At 63.5% G+C, this 17,665-nt stretch carries 9 protein-coding genes; 6 read left to right on the forward strand and 3 right to left on the reverse strand.

What is annotated here, in order from left to right:
• Window positions 1–32: 32 nt before the first annotated feature.
• The 4 genes from C2L65_RS23555 to pelG are packed head-to-tail and all read left to right on the forward strand — an operon-like array spanning window position 33 to window position 5,651.
• Window positions 33–1,511, forward strand: coding sequence for a PelD GGDEF domain-containing protein (locus C2L65_RS23555; protein WP_042308273.1), 1,479 nt, complete (start codon window positions 33–35; stop codon window positions 1,509–1,511).
• On the forward strand, window positions 1,498–2,667 hold the full coding sequence (locus C2L65_RS23560; protein ID WP_042308275.1) for a tetratricopeptide repeat protein: 1,170 nt from the start codon (window positions 1,498–1,500) through the stop codon (window positions 2,665–2,667). Before C2L65_RS23555 ends, C2L65_RS23560 begins: the two co-directional genes overlap by 14 nt.
• 10 nt (window positions 2,668–2,677) lie before the next feature.
• Window positions 2,678–4,264 carry a GT4 family glycosyltransferase PelF gene (gene pelF, locus C2L65_RS23565; protein WP_042308277.1) on the forward strand — a complete coding sequence of 529 codons (1,587 nt, stop codon included), beginning with the start codon at window positions 2,678–2,680 and terminating at the stop codon, window positions 4,262–4,264.
• A 16-nt stretch (window positions 4,265–4,280) separates the two neighbouring features.
• A complete protein-coding gene (gene pelG / locus C2L65_RS23570; protein WP_042308280.1) occupies window positions 4,281–5,651 on the forward strand; it encodes an exopolysaccharide Pel transporter PelG in 1,371 nt (456 codons plus the stop codon).
• 42 nt (window positions 5,652–5,693) lie between these two features.
• Here the strand turns inward: pelG and C2L65_RS23575 are convergent, their stop codons facing one another.
• Complete coding sequence (locus tag C2L65_RS23575; protein ID WP_042308282.1) at window positions 5,694–6,749, reverse strand: aldo/keto reductase; 1,056 nt, start codon at window positions 6,747–6,749, stop codon at window positions 5,694–5,696.
• A 436-nt stretch (window positions 6,750–7,185) separates the two neighbouring features.
• Between C2L65_RS23575 and C2L65_RS23580 the strand changes: the two genes are divergently transcribed.
• Entirely contained in the window at window positions 7,186–11,667 is a 4,482-nt protein-coding gene (locus tag C2L65_RS23580) for a DEAD/DEAH box helicase (protein WP_233446521.1), read from the forward strand.
• A gap of 850 nt (window positions 11,668–12,517) precedes the next feature.
• Here the strand turns inward: C2L65_RS23580 and treA are convergent.
• Window positions 12,518–14,155: an alpha,alpha-trehalase TreA gene (treA, locus tag C2L65_RS23585; RefSeq protein ID WP_233446598.1), complete on the reverse strand. Its 1,638-nt coding sequence runs from the start codon at window positions 14,153–14,155 to the stop codon at window positions 12,518–12,520.
• A gap of 391 nt (window positions 14,156–14,546) precedes the next feature.
• Here treA and pdeR point away from each other — a divergent pair, with 391 nt between their 5' ends.
• Entirely contained in the window at window positions 14,547–16,550 is a 2,004-nt protein-coding gene (gene pdeR, locus C2L65_RS23590) for a cyclic di-GMP phosphodiesterase (RefSeq protein WP_042308783.1), read from the forward strand.
• Window positions 16,551–16,733: 183 nt separating this feature from the next.
• On the opposite strand, the gene C2L65_RS23595 is transcribed toward pdeR, so the two are convergent.
• On the reverse strand, window positions 16,734–17,612 hold the full coding sequence (locus tag C2L65_RS23595) for a crotonase/enoyl-CoA hydratase family protein (protein ID WP_042308786.1): 879 nt from the start codon (window positions 17,610–17,612) through the stop codon (window positions 16,734–16,736).
• Between the last annotated feature and the right edge of the window lie 53 nt (window positions 17,613–17,665).

The raw sequence follows: 17,665 nt of genomic DNA on the forward strand, positions 1-17,665 counted from the left end.
ATCGAAGCGGGCTTCGATTTAAGGCGAACGCCATGAACACGCAGGCTAACGAACACTCCGCGCCGCCCGGGCGGCGCCGACGCCGCGAGGCGCAAAGCGTCGGCGCGGGTTCCTGGTGGGCGCGCGTGATCGCGCCGCCGCGCGGCTCCGCGCGTCGGCGCACGATCGCCACGCTCGAAACGATCGTCGCGACGCTGATCGCGATTGCCATCTGCTGGGCCTTCGATCACGCCGATCCGCTGCTGGTCCAAAGCGGCTTCGGCTGGATCTGGATCGTGCCGCTCGTGATCGCGCTGCGTTATGGATCGATTGCGGGCGTGTTTTCCGGGCTGATTCTGCTGGCTTCGTGGTACGTGCTGTACCCCGGCTACAGCGGCGCGTCCGCGCCCGTTTCGCTCGCGCGTGCGTTGATCGAGACGCCGCACACGCGGCTCTTTCCCGTGAGCTTCTTTCTCGGCGGCTTCGTCGTCACGATGCTGTGCGGGCAATTCGGCGACATCTGGATCACGCGTCTGCGGCAAGGCCGCATCGCCAACGACTATCTCGCCGAACGCCTGTCCATTCTGACGCGCAACCAGTTCATGCTGCGCATCTCGCATGAACGGCTCGAACAGGATCTGCTCGGACGTCCAGCGACGCTGCGCGATTCGCTTGCGCGGCTGCGCACCGTGATCCTCAATCAGGAGCCGACTGAAGCGCAGCAAGGCGTCGTCGATCTGCGCGGCGCGCAACCGTTTCTCGAAGCGGCTGCGCAAGCGTGCCAGATCGAAAGCGCGAGCGTGCATGCGTGGCGCGGCGGCAAGCCGGCGACAGCTGCGGGGGCATCGATTGGCGCGCCATCGGCGTTCGATCCCGACGATCCCCTCGTGCGAGAAGCGCTCGAAACGCGCACGCTGGTACATGTCGAATCGAAAGCGAATCAGGACATGTCGCTGAGCCGCTACGTCGCCGTCGTGCCGCTGATCGATGCACAGAAGAATCCTGTCGGCGTGCTTGCCGTCGAGCGCTTGCCGTTTCTCGCGCTCACGCGCGACAACCTGCAGTTCCTGCTTGTTCTCTGCAACTTTTACGCGGACGGCGTGCAGCACGCCGTCATCACGCGCGACACGCTCACGGCCTTCCCCACGTGCCCGCACACCTTCGCGCTCGATTATGCGCGGCTCGTGCATCTGAAGCGCGACACGCAGGTGCAGTCGTCGATCGTCGCGCTCGTGTTTCATAACGACGAACGCAGCACGACGCTGTACGAACATGTGCTGCGCACCCGCCGCGCGCTCGATGTGCAGTGGCCGTTGCGCGACGAACGGCATCGCGTGGTGCTCACGCTGATGCCGCTTTCCGGCGACAGTGCCGTCGACGGCTACCTGCTGCGGATCGAAGAGAATCTGCGCGCGCAATATGGCGTCGACTTCGAAGCGGCGCGCGTCGCCGTGCATTCGATGGCCGTGTCCGCCGACGAACCCATCGCCGCCCTGCGGCGCCTGCTGGAGCGCTGCGATGTCCGCTTCTGACGGCGTCACGACCGATCGAAGCCGCCCTGCGGGCGCGCGCGTCACGTTCGCTGGCGTGCTGCTCGTCGCGCTCGGGCTTGCGTTGCAGATCGCCGTCTTCATGATCGCGACACGCAGCACGTCCGACACGTCCGCCGAATGGCTCGGCGGTCTCGTCAACACAGACGTTTCGACGCTGCAGGCCGCCGCGCATCTGAACACGCAGACGCTGTTGCTATGCCTGCTCGTGCAGGCCTGCGCCGCGCTCGCGACGTCGCTCGGCCTCGCGGAGATGATGCCCGCGCGCTATCGGCTGCCGCGCCTGGGACTGCTCGCGTCGCTGTGGTTTCTGAACTTCGCGGTACCTGTCGGCGGGATGCTTTGCTCGATCGGCGCGCTCGCGATTGCCGCCGCGTTGCCACGGCCACGCGCGCAGTTGCCCGTCGTACTCGTCGAGGAACCCGAGTTCGCCACGAATCTGATCGGCACGGTCTCGTATGGGCGCGGCGCGCGCCTGAAGGCGGAATTGCAGAACGCGGACGCGGGCACGTCGTTTCGCATGACCGCCCTGCTCGCGATGCAGACGATGCCCGCGCGCACCGTCTCGCCGCTGCTGCAAGGCATGCTCGCCGATCCGCTCGACGATATCCGCCTGCTCGCGTACGGCATTCTCGACAACCGCGAGAAAACGCTCACGCAGCAAATACTCGTCGAACGTCCGAAGCTCGATGTGAAGCTGCATCCCGAATTGAGCGATGCGGAGCGCGCCCACGCGAACCGGACGCTCGCGCAACTGTATAGCGAGCTGATTTACGAAAATCTCGTGACGGGCGACGTGTACCGCAATGCCGCCGATCAGGCCGACGGCTTTGCGGCCTCCGCGCTCGAACACGATCCGAACGACGCGGCACTGTGGCGTCTGCGCGGCCGTCTTGCCATCGCGCGACGCGATCTCGACGGCGCGGACACGATGCTGCAACGTGCGATTGATTGCGGCTTTCCGCGCGAGCGCATGTTGCCCTGGCTCGCCGAAACGGCTTACCTGCGCCGCGATTTCGCGCGCGTGCGCAAGCTGCTGGCCGAGATGGACAACCGCGCCGCGACGCCGACGCTGGCCGCCGTTCTCGATTTCTGGAAGCCACGCGGCCCGGGCGCCGCGCAGCCCCGCTCCATCTGAGGCCACCCTCATGTTCTCATCTAAAACGCCGTCACTGCCGCACGCGGATTCCGCCGATATTGCCCTGCTGCTCGAAGGCACGTTCCCTTATGTGAGCGGCGGCGTGTCGAGCTGGGTCAATCAGGTGATCCGCGCGTTTCCTGAGTATTCGTTCGCGCTGTGCTTTCTCGGCAGCCGTCCGCAGGACTATCCGAAGATGCAGTACGCGCTGCCCGACAACGTCGTGCATCTGGAGAACCACTATCTGTACAACTTCGCGCCGCCGCCGCTGGTACACAAACAGCGCGGCGACGCGTCCGCGTTCATGCGCTCCGCGCATCTGCACGACGCATTGCGCAACCCGGCGATGCGCCACGCGGCAGGCCGCATGCTCAAGGACATGCTGAACGACCTGCGCCCCGGCGGCGCATTGGGCGAAGACGCGTTTCTCTATTCGAAGGAAGCCTGGCACTATCTGACCGACCAGTACCGGCAGTTCTGCACGGACCCGTCGTTCGTCGATTACTTCTGGACCGTGCGCATCATGCACAAGCCGCTGTGGCAACTCGCGAAGATTGCCGAGGGTTTGCCGCGCGCGAAGATGTTCCATACGGTATCGACGGGATATGCGGGCTTTCTCGGCGCGCTCGCGCGCTATCGCCATGCGCGGCCCTTGCTCGTGTCGGAGCACGGCATCTATACGAAAGAACGCAAGATCGATCTGTTCCAGAGCGAATGGATACGCGACAACCGCAGTATCTTCGAACGCGACGTGTCGCAGATCGGCTATTTCCGCGACCTGTGGGTGCGCTTCTTCGAAACGCTCGGCCATGTGTGCTACGACGCGGCTGAAGACATCATCGCGCTGTATGAAGGCAATCGACGTCGGCAGATCATGGACGGCGCGCCCGAAGCGAAAACGGCCAACATTCCGAACGGCGTGAATCTGCCGAAGCTCGCGCCTTTACGCGCACAGCGCGCCGCCGGTGTGCCGAAGACGTTGTGCCTGATCGGCCGCGTGGTGCCGATCAAGGACATCAAGACCTTCATCCGCGCGATGCTGACCGTGGTGCGCCGCATGCCCGATGCCGAAGCGTGGATTGCCGGCCCGGAAAACGAGGACCCGTCGTATGCGGCGGAATGCCATGCGCTCGTCGAGAGCCTCGGCCTGAACGACAAGGTGAAGTTTCTCGGCTTCCAGAAGATCGACGAATTGCTGCCGAAATGCGGCGTGCTCGTGCTCAGCTCGATTTCGGAGGCGCTGCCGCTCGTCGTGCTCGAAGGCTTCGCGGCGGGCGTGCCGTCCGTCACGACGGACGTGGGTTCGTGCCGCCAGTTGATCTACGGGCTGGAGGGCGACGACGCGGCGCTCGGCGCGGCGGGCCGCGTCGTGCAGATCGCCGATCCGCGCGCGCTGGCCGAAGCCGCGCTCGATCTGCTCGACGAAGACAACTGGCATGCCGCGCAGCAGGCGGGCATTGCGCGCGTCGAGCGCTATTACACGCAGGACCAGATGGTCGGCTCTTATCGCGATCTGTACGCGCGGCTCACCGCGCAGGCCGATCTCGCCGATCCACCCGCATCGGAAGCCGGCCTTCTGATGCAGATGCCTCACTGAACGGGAACACGCGACCATGGCAGGCATTGGTTTCGAACTGCGCAAGATGCTCCGGCGCAACACGCTGCTGGGGCTGATGCAGGCTTACACGTACGCGGGCCTGATCGGCGCGGGGCCGTGGGTGCTGTCGATCGTCGGCATTCTGCTGATCGGCGTGCTCAGTATTCCGTTCGTGTTGCCCACGGGATTGATCACGCAGTTCCAGGTGTCGGTCACGTATCTGATTTCGCTGTCGCTCGTGTTGACGGGGCCGTTGCAGCTTGCGTACACGCGTTTCACATCCGACCGCTTGTTCGAAAAGCGCCGTGATCTCGTGCTGCCGAATTTTCATGCGGTGATGTTCATCGTCACGGTGGCTTCGACTGTGCTCGGCGGGCTCGCCGTGGTCTTTCTCTTTCCGCAGCAGACGGCCGCGTATCGCCTGCTGATGCTCGCGGGTTTCGTCGTGATGGGCAACATCTGGATCGCGACGATCTTCCTGTCGGGCATGAAGCAGTACATGTCGATCATCGTCGTGTTCTTCATCGGCTATGCGGTGACGACGGGCGCGGCGCTCTCGCTGAACCGGTTCGGTCTGACGGGCCTGCTGTCGGGCTTCGTGATCGGACAGACGGTGCTTCTGGTAGGCCTGCTCGCGCTGATCTATCGCGACTATCGCAGCGACCATTTCATCTCGTTCGAAATGTTCCGCAAGCAGTACCGTTACCCTTCGCTGATGCTGACGGGCTTTCTGTATAACCTCGGCATCTGGGCAGACAAGTTCATGTTCTGGTATTCACCCGGCACGGGACAGCCGGTGATCGGTCCGCTCCGCGCATCGATCATTTACGACATTCCCGTGTTTCTCGCGTATCTCGCGATCATTCCGGGCATGGCCGTATTTCTGATGCGCATCGAAACGGACTTCGTCGAATACTACGACGCGTTCTACGATGCCGTGCGCGAAGGCGCGTCGTTGCAGCATATCGAGCGCATGCGCAATGCAATGGTCGAGGCGTTGCGCAACGGCATCTGGGAGATCATGAAAGTGCAGGCGATCGCCGCGATGATGCTGTTCGCGGCGGGCACGATCCTGCTGCAATGGCTGCAAATATCGACGCTGTATCTGCCGCTGCTGTATATCGACGTGATCGCCGCCAGCATGCAGGTCGTGTTCATGGGCACGATCAACGTGTTCTTCTATCTCGACAAACGCAAGATCGTGCTGTTGCTGGTGGGTACGTTCGTCGCTTCGAATGTGGTGTTGACGGCGATCACGCTGTCGTTGAACCCTGGTTACTACGGCTACGGATTTGCAGGCTCGCTGCTGCTCGTCGTGCTCGCGAGTCTTTATCTGCTGGACCGCAAGCTCGATTCGCTCGAGTATGAGACCTTCATGTTGCAGTGAAAGCGCGGCGCGGACTGCCACGCCGCGCGCTTCACCCTGCGCTCAAACCACGTCGCCAAAGCGCGTTTCCGCGATCTGCTGACGGCGCTGGTCGCCCTGCCGCTCCAGCATCCAGCCCGGATATTCGGACGGCAGGCGGCTCACTTCATCGAGCATCTTGAGTTCTTCCGCGCTCAGTTCAACCTTCGTCGCGGCGATGTTGTCGTCCAGTTGCTCGACTCGCTTCGCGCCGACGATCACGCTCATCACCGACCGTTGATGCAATAGCCACGCCAGCGCAATCTGCGCGACCGATACGCCCTTCGCTTCGGCAATCGTGCGCATCACGTCGACGCAATCGAATGCGCGCTCGCGATTCACGGGCGGGAAATCGAATGTCGTGCGGCGGCTGCCGGCTTCGCCTTGCTCGTCGCGTTTATATTTGCCGCTGAGCAAACCGCCCGCGAGCGGACTCCATACCATCAGGCCGAGGCCCTCGCTTTGCAGCATCGGCACCAGTTCGCGTTCGAGATCGCGGCCCGCGATCGTGTAATACGCCTGCAACGTGTCGAAGCGCGCGAGGCCCAGGCGCTCCGAAATACCTAGCGCCTTCGCGATCTGCCACGCGGCCCAGTTCGATACGCCGATATAGCGCACGTGGCCGTGCTGCACGAGCGTATCGAGCGCGCGCAGCGTTTCCTCGATCGGCGTGGCGGGATCGAAGCCGTGGATCTGATACAGATCGACGTGATCGAGCTGCATGCGCTGCAAGCTCGCCTTGATGCCGTCCATGATGTGATAGCGCGATGCGCCGCGCGCGTTCGCGAAGTCGCCCGTTTGGCCGAATACTTTCGTCGCGACAACGACGCTGTCGCGCGGCACTTTCAGGTTCTTCAGCGCCTGACCCGTGATCTGCTCGGAGACGCCGGACGAGTAGACGTCGGCTGTGTCGATGAAATTGATGCCCGCGTCGATCGCGCGGCCGATCAGACGTTCGGCGTCACTCTGCTGCAGATCGCCGATGTGCTGCCAGATGCCGCCCGAGCCGCCGAAGGTCATCGTGCCGAGGCACAGTTCCGACACGAAAACGCCAGTGCGGCCAAGCTGGTTGTATCGCATGGTTCGAGACTCCACGTGGGTGATGATGCGGTGCTGGGTCGATCAGAATACTCAATGCGTGGCAATGCTGCTGGTGGGTTGACATGGCTTTCGATGTTGCCTCGTGCGATGCAGCATGGACCGCTTTTCGAGCACGCTTTCATCACCATTTCATTCAGCACACGCGCGCATTTTTTCCGTCTTGCCGCTCTTTGGCTCATGTAGCATCGGCGTCGTGTTCTACAGGCTGATGAGAAGCGCGCGCGTGAACATATCGTCATCGCAGATGCCGGTGTGTGTTTGAAGTTGTCGACCGGTAGTTGCGTTATCGGCACGCACAATCGCCAGCCTCGGCACGCCCTCGCGAAACCTGCGAGACTGAATGGGTCTAACGGTTTTTACGGGCATGGCGCACCGCCCACTGGATATGCAGCGCCCCGCCCCCATCTTCGACGTCATGACTTCCGCCTCTTCCGCCGCCCTCGGGCCGGCCGACTCGCTGGCCGATTTCCATCCGGCCGTCGCGGGCTGGTTCCAGAAGACCTTTGCCGCGCCCACGGACGCGCAGGTCGCCGCATGGCCGTTGATCCGCGGCGGCCGGCACACGCTTGTCGCGGCGCCGACAGGCTCGGGCAAGACGCTGACCGCGTTTCTCGCCGCGCTCGACGAACTCGTGCGCGACGGGCTCGCGCACGGCGGCGCATTGCCGGACGAGACGCTGGTGGTCTACGTGTCGCCGCTCAAGGCGCTGTCGAACGATATCCGCGTCAATCTGCAGATGCCGCTCGAAGGCATCGCGCACGAACTCGCCGCACGCGGCCTGCCCGTGCCAGAGATCCGCACCGCCGTGCGCACGGGCGACACGACGCAGCAGGAACGCGCCGCGCTGAAGAAGCGCGCGCCGCACATTCTCGTCACGACGCCCGAATCGCTGTACGTGCTGCTCGGCTCGGCGTCGGGCCGCAAGATGCTCGCGACGGTCCGCACGGTGATCGTCGATGAAATCCACGCGATGGCGGGCGGCAAGCGCGGCAGCCATCTCGCGCTGTCGCTCGAACGGCTCGATGCGCTGTGCGGCCGGCGCCTGCCGCGCATCGGCTTGTCGGCGACGCAAAAACCGATCGAAGCCGTCGCGCGCTTTCTGGTCGGCGGCGCGAGTGTCGACAGCCACGAACCCGCCGACTGCGCGATCGTCGATGTCGGCCATGTGCGAGAGCGCGATCTCGCGCTGGAAATCCCGCCCGTGCCGCTCGAAGCGGTGATGTCCAACGAAGCGTGGGAGCTCGTCTACAACCGGCTCGCCGAACTGGTCGCGCTACACCGCACCACGCTCGTGTTCGTCAATACGCGGCGCATGGCCGAGCGCGCCGCGCGGCATCTGACCGAGCGTCTCGGCAAGGACGCTGTCGCCGCGCATCACGGCAGCCTCGCGAAGGAACATCGCCTCGACGCGGAGCAGCGTTTGAAGCGCGGCGAACTGCGCGTGCTGATCGCAACGGCTTCGCTGGAACTGGGCATCGATATCGGCGACGTCGATCTGGTCTGCCAGATGGGCTCGCCGCGCGCGATCGCGCCGTTTCTGCAACGCGTCGGACGTTCGGGCCACCATGTGGGCGGCATGCCGAAGGGAAGGCTGTTCCCGTCGTCGCGTGACGATCTGATCGAATGCGCAGCGCTGCTCGATTGCGTGCGGCGCGGTGAACTCGACCTGCTGCACATTCCGCGCGCGCCGCTCGACGTGCTCGCGCAGCAGATCGTCGCCGAAGTCTGCAACGCCGAATGGAGCGAGGACGCGCTGTTCGAACGCTTCCGCCACGCCGCGCCGTATGCTGCGCTCGAACGCGAGCAATACGACGCCGTGTTGCGCATGCTCGCCGAGGGCTACACGAGCCGTCACGGTCCGCGCGCTGCGTACGTGCATCGCGACGCCGTCAACGGCACATTGCGCGGGCGGCGCGGCGCGCAGCTCTACGCGGTGACGTCGGGCGGCACGATTCCGGAGAACGCGGATTACACAGTGGTACTCGAACCGCAAGGGCTCAATATCGGCACGGTCAACGAAGACTTCGCCGTCGAAAGCCTCGCAGGCGACGTGTTCCAGCTCGGCAATGCGTCATACCGGATCATGCGGGTCGAAAGCGGCCGCGTGCGCGTCGAGGACGCGCAAGGCCAGCCGCCGAACATTCCGTTCTGGCTCGGCGAGGCGCCCGGGCGCAGCGATGAGTTGTCGGCGGGCGTCGCGCGGCTGCGCTCGGAGATCGAGCGGCGGCTCGCCGTCGCGAAGACCATTTCGTCAATTACTTCGGATACCGATACATTTGCCGATTCGCACGGCGGCGGCATCGCAACCCTCGCCGAGCAACCGGCCACGGTCGCGCTCGATCTCGAACCCGCCATCGCGTGGCTCGTTGAACAGACTGATCTGCCCGAAGCGGCGGCACGGCAGATCGTCGAATATCTGGCGCGCGCCCGCCAGGCGCTCGGCGCGCTGCCGACACAAGACACGCTCGTCATGGAGCGTTTTTTCGACGAATCGGGCGGCACGCAGCTTGTGATTCATACGCCGTTCGGCAGTCGCGTCAATCGCGCGTGGGGCCTCGCGTTGCGCAAGCGCTTTTGCCGCACGTTCAATTTCGAGTTGCAGGCGGCCGCGACGGAAGACGCGATCGTGCTGTCGCTGACGGGCGCGCACAGCTTCGCGCTCGATGAAGTGTGGCGCTATCTGCGCTCCGCGACAGCCGAACATGTGCTGATCCAGGCGCTGCTCGACGCGCCGCTGTTCGGCGTGCGCTGGCGCTGGAACGCGACGACGGCGCTTGCGTTGCCGCGCTACACGGGCGGACGCAAGACGCCGCCGCCGTTGCAGCGCATGCGCAGCGACGATCTACTCGCGACCGTGTTTCCCGATCAAGCCGCGTGCCTCGAAAACATCGCCGGCGAGCGCGAGTTGCCGAGTCATCCGCTCGTCGATCAGACGGTCGACGATTGTCTGCACGAAGCGATGGATACGGATGCGTGGCTCGCGTTGCTGCGTCGGATCGAAAGCGGCAAGATCGCGCTCGTCTCGCGCGATTTGCCCGCGCCTTCGCCGCTCGCCGCGGAAATCCTCACCGCGAAACCGTACGCGTTTCTCGACGATGCACCGATCGAAGAGCGCCGTACGCAGGCGGTGCTGAATCGCCGCTACACGAGCGGCCCCGAATCCGCCGACGATCTCGGCGCGCTCGATGCCGACGCGATTGCGAGTGTCGGCGAAGAAGCGTGGCCGCAAGCGCGCAACACCGACGAGATGCACGAAGCGCTGACAGGCCTTGCGTGCATCACGGAGGCCGAGGCGCAGCGCAACGAAGGCTGGCCCGCGTGGCTCGCGGAACTCGCTAAAACAGGCCACGCCGCGCGCATGCAGATCGCGCAGCATGACGCGCTGTGGCTGCCCGCGGAGCGCCTGACGTGCCTGCGCGCGATTTATCCGCAGGCTGAAGTCGAACCGGCGCTGCGTGCGCCGAAGGGTTTCGACGATGCCTGGACAGAAGACGACGCGCTCGTCGATGTGGTGCGCGCGCGGCTGACGGGATTCGGGCCGCTGCCGCTTGCGTCGATCGCACGTGCGCTGGCGCTGCCCGCTTCGACGGTCGCGCAGGCGCTGACGCGGCTCGAAGCGGAAGGTTATGTGATGCGCGGCCGCTTCACGCCGGGCACCACCGATGAAGAATGGTGCGAGCGGCATCTGCTTGCACGCATCCATCGCTACACGGTGCGGCGCTTACGGCGCGAGATCGAGCCCGTCGAGCGGCACGACTTCATGCGCTTCCTGTTCGCGTGGCAGCGTCTCACACCCGATACGCGCGGCGAAGGGCGCGACGCGCTCGCCGCCGTGCTGGATCAACTCGAAGGCTTTCAGGCGGCCGCGAGCGCATGGGAAGAAGATATCTTGCCCGCGCGGCTGAAGGACTACTCGATCACATCGCTCGACGAGTTGTGCCGTTCCGGCAAGATCGTCTGGACGCGGCTCACGGATCGCGCGCGCGGCGCGAGCGGCCCGGTGCGCAGCACGCCCATCGTGCTGTTGCCGCGCCGCGCGCTGCCCGTGTGGACTGCGCTGCTCGATACGTCGAAACAGCCGGAACTGTCGCCGAAGGCGCAACTGGTGTTCGATACGCTGACGCAGCATGGTGCGATGTTCTTCGACGAGCTATCGGGCGACGTTCGGCTGCTGCGCGTCGAACTCGAAAACGCGCTCGGCGAACTGGTCGCGGCGGGTCTCGTCAATTCGGATAGTTTCGCGGGTTTGCGTGCGCTGTTGAAACCCGTCGCGAAGCGCAACGCGTCGCACTTTCCGAGCCGGCGTCCGCGCGGCGCAGGCGCGTTGATTGGCGGGATGGACGATGCGGGGCGTTGGGCGCTGTTGCGGCGTCGGCCTGCCGCCGCTGTGTCCGAAGAACCCGCGCCCTCTCCTTCCCGACGTTCTTCGCCTTCCTTCGCGCCGGAAGTGATCGAGCATGTCGCGATGGCGTTGTTGCGGCGCTATGGTGTCGTGTTCTGGCGGCTGCTGGAGCGCGAAGCTGAATGGCTGCCGCCGTGGCGCGATCTGCTGCGCGTGTATCAGCGGCTCGAAGCGCGCGGCCAGGTGCGCGGCGGGCGCTTCGTCAATGGTCTCGCGGGTGAGCAGTTCGCGCTGCCGGAAGCGATTCCGCTGTTGCGTGAGGTGCGCCGGCATGCGAATGATGGTGGTTTTGTGTGTGTTGCGGGTACTGATCCGCTGAATCTGGTCGGGACGTTGCTGCCGGGGGACAAGGTGCCTGCTGTTGCGGGTAATCGCGTGTTGTATCGTGATGGTGTGGCTGTTGCGTCGCTGGTGGCTGGCGAGTTTGATCTGCCCCTTGATGCTGATGGCGAGACGAAGCAGTTAATGCGCATGAGGCTCGCACGGCGATACTGAATGGTTGGTGTTTTGGTTTTGCTTTCGCTGGCATCCGGTTTGGTTTTTTGGGCCTTTGCGCTGGCATCCGCGCTATGCCTTCGTGCTTCAAGCGTCGCCCCTGTGCGGGGCGGCACCTACTTTTCTTTGCCGCCGCAAAGAAAAGTAGGCAAAAGAAAGCGGCTAACACCGCCAGTGCTAGTTTTCGCCTGAGGGCCCCTACAGGGTCTTACGCTTCACACGGCAGCCTTTCTGTTTGCGTGCGTTGCCAACGCTTCGAACGAACGCCTCACCCACTTCGAATACCCGTACTCGGCCAAGCGGCAGCGAATGTTATGTGCCGCCCAGGTGGCAAACTGTGTGTAGGCTGTCGCGTCGTACAGGTTGGCGCTCTTACAGGGCGGAACGCGTGCGCTATCGGTCCGGAGTGAGGCATGTGTGTGTCCACGGCCTACACACAGTTTGCCACCTGGGCGGCCGTGGAATATCTGGCATGGCATGGTGGAGCGCGGGTGCGTGAAGTGGGTGATGCGCACCGCAAGAGCGTTGGCAACGCACGTGAGCACGTGCGTTGCCGTGTGAAGCGTAAGAACCTCTGGGGGCCCTCAGGCAGGAAGAAATGTTAGCGGTGTTAGCCGCTTTCTTTTGCCTACTTTTCTTTGCGGCGGCAAAGAAAAGTAGGTGCCGCCCCGCACAGGGGCGACGCGTGAAGCACGCTAACAAATCGCGGATGCCAGCGCAAAGGCCCAAAAAACCAAACCAGATGCCAGCGCAAACGCAAAAACACCAACCCGAATGCCGCCGCAAACCCAGGAAAAACCAAACCAGCGGCTTGCCCGCCTCGACCGCGCCGCGCTCGCGGACTAGCGCATCACTCGCCTGGCGCGTACAGATCGAGCAACTTCAGCGTCACACCATTGGTCCACCCAAACCCATCCTGCAGCGGATACTCGCCGCCTCCGCCGCCGCCCGTCCCCGACCCTTCAACGACATACTTCTCAACCAGCTTCTGCTCCTTCGCATAAACGTTCTTCACATCCGCAAGAAATCGCGTGCCAATCTGCTGCGCGAGATCACTGCGCCCATACCGCCGCAACCCTTCAATCGCAATCCAGTGCAGTGGCGCCCAGCCATTCGGCGCATCCCATTGCTGGGTCGTGTCGTAGGTCGAGGTCGTCAGACCGCCCGGCTTAAGCAACACGCCCGCGACGACGTTTGCCGTCTTCTGCGCACGATCGGGCCACGCAGCCCCCGCGAACAGCGGATACAACATCGCGGGCGTCTGGTTATCGCGTGCCTTCGCGAGCTTCCAGTCGTAATCACCGTAGTAACCCTTGCTATTCCACAGATACCGGTTGATGCCCTCGGCGCGCTTCGCCGCCTTGCCGATAAACTGCACGACGCAACTGAAATCCCGCGTCTCCGAACAACCACGCGCGATGCTCGTCTCCAGATGGAACATCAGGCTGTTCAGATCGACGGGAATGATCGAAGTAGTGCGAACGGTCGTTAGATTCATGTTGTCGCCGAACCAGCGCGAACTGAAGTCCCAGCCGCTTTCCGCCGTCGCGCGCAGATCGCGGTAGACCTCGTTCGGCGCGCGGCCGGTTGCCTTCTGCGCCGTCTGCACGTCTTCGAGATACGACTCGTCGCGCGGCGTGTCGAGTTCGTCCCAATAGCGGTTCAGCACCGTCTTGTCCGGCAACACGACGACATTGCGCGTCGCATCGCCCGGCTTCGTCGTCGACGCGCCCTGCATCCAGTACGCGTACTCCTTGCGCATCGCCGGCAAATACTTCTGATAGACGCGCCCGCCTTCGACCTTTGCCGCAAGCTCGACCATGTATGAGAAGAACGGCGGCTGCGAGCGGCTCAGATAGTAAGTCCGGTTGCCGTTCGGAATGTGGCCATACGTGTCGATCATGTACGCGAAGTTGTCGAGCATGTTGTCGACGAGATCTTCATGTCCCGACTCCTGCAGGCCGAGCATCGTGAAATACGTGTCCCAGTAATAGCCCTCGCGAAAACGCCCGCCGGGCACGACATACGGCTTGGGCATCGGAATCAGCGAGCTGTACGGCGGTGCCGTCGTCGTCGTGCGCGTGAGTTCGGGCCACAGCCAGTTGATGTGATCGCGCAGCGACTGGTTCGGCGGCGGCGTGATCACCGGCTCGGAAGGCGGCGTGAAATACTGGTCGACGAAGCTTTTCAGCGAGAAGTTCGGCTGGCTCTTCTGCGTTTCGTAGGCCTGCAGGATCGTTGCGGGGTCCGCTTTCGGCAGCGCGTCGACGAAGGTCTTCTGGTCGGGATAGATCTGCTGGGTCTGCACGGCGACGAACAGGTCGCCATACAACTTGTCGGGCGGCGGCGGCAATGTGCCGCCCACCTGCGTATCGGCGCTCGCGATGCGCGCGAACCCTGCCAGCAACACAAAGCTTGAGAACGCAACAGCGCGCGCGGCGGTTCTCCTGCGCAGAGGTGGCGCGGATGAAGGCGCCGCGCATTGCATCGGTTCAAGAAGAACTGCGGTTGATCGATATGTACTGACGGTCCTGCCACGAACAGACGACAGCGTACTCATGTCTCCCTCCTCGGAAAGGTGGACAACCGGTCTGGTCTGCCGTCGCGCTTTTTGATTGCCACGCGAGCATCGCATAGGTGTACGCGCGTGCGCAATCGCGCGTGAACGTTTGCGGAACCGATCCCTGAAAAGCATCTTTTTTTCTATGCTTTCTGATTAAAGAAAGGTGATTCAAAGGTCGTTAATCAATTCGGAGCCGGACGTCCGGCCGCTTCGTTACAATGAAGCAAGTCAGTCATCGATAAGACTCTTCGCCACCGCGTGCTGGACTCGTATTCGGAGCTCGACTGGAGGCAACTTTTTTGCCCGGGGACCCTTCATGAACGACGATCAACACGATCAGGTGCTTTTCGCCCGATTCGGAACGAGCAGCCCCTGCTGGCGGCTGTCGAGCGACAGCAATGCGCTCGAACTGACGCCCGAAACGGATGACGACACGGCCACGGTCGCCATTGCCCTATCGGGTGCGCAGGCCGCGCAGATCCGCAGGCTCACGGGCGTCACCGCGCACCTGACCATGGACGTACGCCTGTTCGGCGAAGCGCTGCGTCTCCATCTGGTCGGCAAGAAGCTCAACAGCAGCACCTGGGCAGGCACGGCTTCGGCCTACGAAGACACCGAATCCGTCGCGCGCGATCTGGTGCATGGGCTGTCGTTCGCCGAGCAGGTCGTGTCGGAAGTCAATTCCGTCGTCGTGATCGTCGACAAGAACGGCCGTATCCAGCGCTTCAACCGGCTCGCCGAAGAACTCACGGGCATGAAGGAAGAAGACGTGGTCGGGCGCAGCGTGTGGGCGCTGTTCATGTCGTCGGAAGCGGGCGCGGCGTCGAGCCAGAACATCTCGGGGTTTTTCAACCAGGGCGTCGCGTATGAAGTCGAGCGGCGCGTGCGCACCGTGCATGGCGAGCGCCTTTTCCTGTTTCGCAACAAGTTCGTGATGAGCGGCAGCGGCGTCGACGAACAGTTTCTGATCTGCTCGGGCACCGACATCACGGAGGAACGCCGCGCGCAGGAGCGTCTGTCGGAACTGGCGAATACCGATTCGCTGACGGGCCTGCCCAACCGCAACGCGATTCACGACAAGACGCGCGCGGCCATTGCCAGCGCGGCGGCGGGCGAATCCGTCGGCATCCTGTTTCTCGATCTCGACAACTTCAAGAAGGTCAACGACCACTACGGCCACGTGTTCGGCGACCGGCTGATCCAGGACGTGTCGTCGGCCGTGCGCGAGTGTCTCGCCGACGAGGACACGCTCGCGCGGCTGGGCGGCGACGAGTTCATCGTGCTGTCGCCCGTTGCTTCCGTCGGGTCGATGGAAGCGATGGCGCAGCGCATTCTGGAGCGGCTGCGCGTGCCGTTCAGCCTTGGGCTCGTCGAGGTCTACACGGGCTGCTCGATCGGCATCGCGATGTTCCCCGAGCATGGCGACAGCCTCGAAGCGCTGATCCGCGCCGCCGATACCGCCATGTACGTCGCCAAAGACGACGGCAAGCGCACCTATCGCGTGTTCTCGCCGGAGATGAACCGCAAGGTCGCCGAGTACATGTGGCTCGATACGAACCTGCGGCGGGGGCTCGAAGAAGGCCAGTTGACGCTGCACTATCAGCCGAAGCTGTCGCTGGCCACGGGCACCGTGTACGGCGTCGAGGCGCTGGTGCGCTGGAATTCGCCGGAGCGCGGGCAGATCATGCCCGCCGCGTTCATCCGCTACGCGGAAGAGTCGGGGTTGATCGGGCCGCTTGGCCGCTGGGTCATGCAGACAGCGGCCGAACAGGCCTCGCAATGGAAGGCGCGCGGGCTGTCGCTGCGCGTGGCGATCAACGTGTCGGCGCGGCAACTGGTGGATACGGCCGTGGTGTCGCATTTCACGGAGGCCTTGCAGCGCGCGCAACTCGATCCTTGTCTGCTCGACATCGAGCTGACGGAGAGCTGCCTGATCGAAGACGAAGCGGCCGCGATCGACCTGATTACGCAATTCCGCGATCTTGGCGCGCAGGTCCATCTGGATGATTTCGGCACGGGCTATTCGTCGCTGTCGCAGCTTGGGCGCATTCCGCTCGACGTGATCAAGCTGGACCGCAGCTTCGTGAGTTCGATCAACGCCGACAGGAAATCTCAGGCGCTGGTGCGCTCGATGGTGGCCGTCGCGCAAGCGCTGCAACTGAAGGTGGTGGCGGAGGGAATCGAGACGGAATCGGAAGAGCTGTTCATGAAGGGACTAGGCGTCGAATACGTGCAGGGCTTTCTGTACGGCAGGCCGATGCCCGCAGCCGAATTCGAGCGCTGGCTGCATGACAGGCAGAAGATCCGCTTGATCGCCTGAACCCCCGAAAAGTTCGCTCGACCTTTGGAATCTCCCGCCTGTCGGCCGCTCATGCGGCTGGCTACTGCGTGTTGCATGCTGCTTGATGCCTTTGCTACGTTGATAGTTGCGTCACGGGTGCAGACGGAGCGCGTAACGCTAGGCGCGGGGGCGTTCTGCCAATCAGACTACTGTCCTTCCTGCTTACGCAACGTTCATCGCAGCCGGGCGCAGATTGCTCGCGCGGCGGTTTTGCAGCATCACGAGCCGTTCCATGAAGGCGAGGTCCTTCTCCTCGATCGTGAACGCAGACTCCACCCAATCCTCGGTAATTTCCATCAGTTCGGCGCGCGACAGTTGCAGCACGCGCTGACGCGCCCGCACCATCGCGCGGATGCCGTTGAGTTTGGGGCGCAACGTGTCGATGAAGGTGCGCGTCGCGATATACGCCTCGCCCGGCTCGAACAGATGGTCGACGAGGCCGCGGCTTTCGTGCCACTCAGCCGTGTGCGATTCGCCGCCACCGATCAGTTCTTCCGCGAGACGCATGCCCGCCTTGCGCGCGACGAGCGAATAGCCGCCCATGCCCGGGAACAGGTTGAAGGCGATCTCCGGGAAGCCCATCCGCGCGTCGTTCTGCGCGAGCACGAAATGGTGCGCGAGCGCCGCTTCAAAGCCGCCGCCGAGCGCGCTGCCCTCGATCATCGCAATCGAAATCGCGCCGGTATCGAAGCCGCGCGCCGCCGCATGCACGCAATCGACACAGGCGCGCGCATACGCCATCAACTCCTGGCGGCGGCCAGCGCGAATCGCGTCGGCAAAAAAGCTGAGATCGCCGCCGACGTTGAACATGGTCGGAATTACGGAGCCTGTCACCCAAAAATCGATGCGCACATTGGAATCGCGCGCGGCCCGCGCGAGTTCAAGGATGTCGTGCACCAGTTCGAGGTTGAAGCATGGCCGCGGTTGCGCGCGCAACATCATCCACATGACGTTGCGCTCTTCTTCGTAATACGCGGAGATTTGCGACAGCTTGCCAGCTTCGAGGAACGGACGGCAGGCGTGATGGTTTTGCAGATTCATTTTGAATGGTCCTTTTTGAAGTTAAAAACTCGGGTGAAGCATTGCGAGCCTAA

The sequence above is a fragment of the Paraburkholderia terrae genome (assembly GCF_002902925.1).
In the GTDB taxonomy this organism is placed as follows: Bacteria; Pseudomonadota; Gammaproteobacteria; order Burkholderiales; family Burkholderiaceae; genus Paraburkholderia; species Paraburkholderia terrae.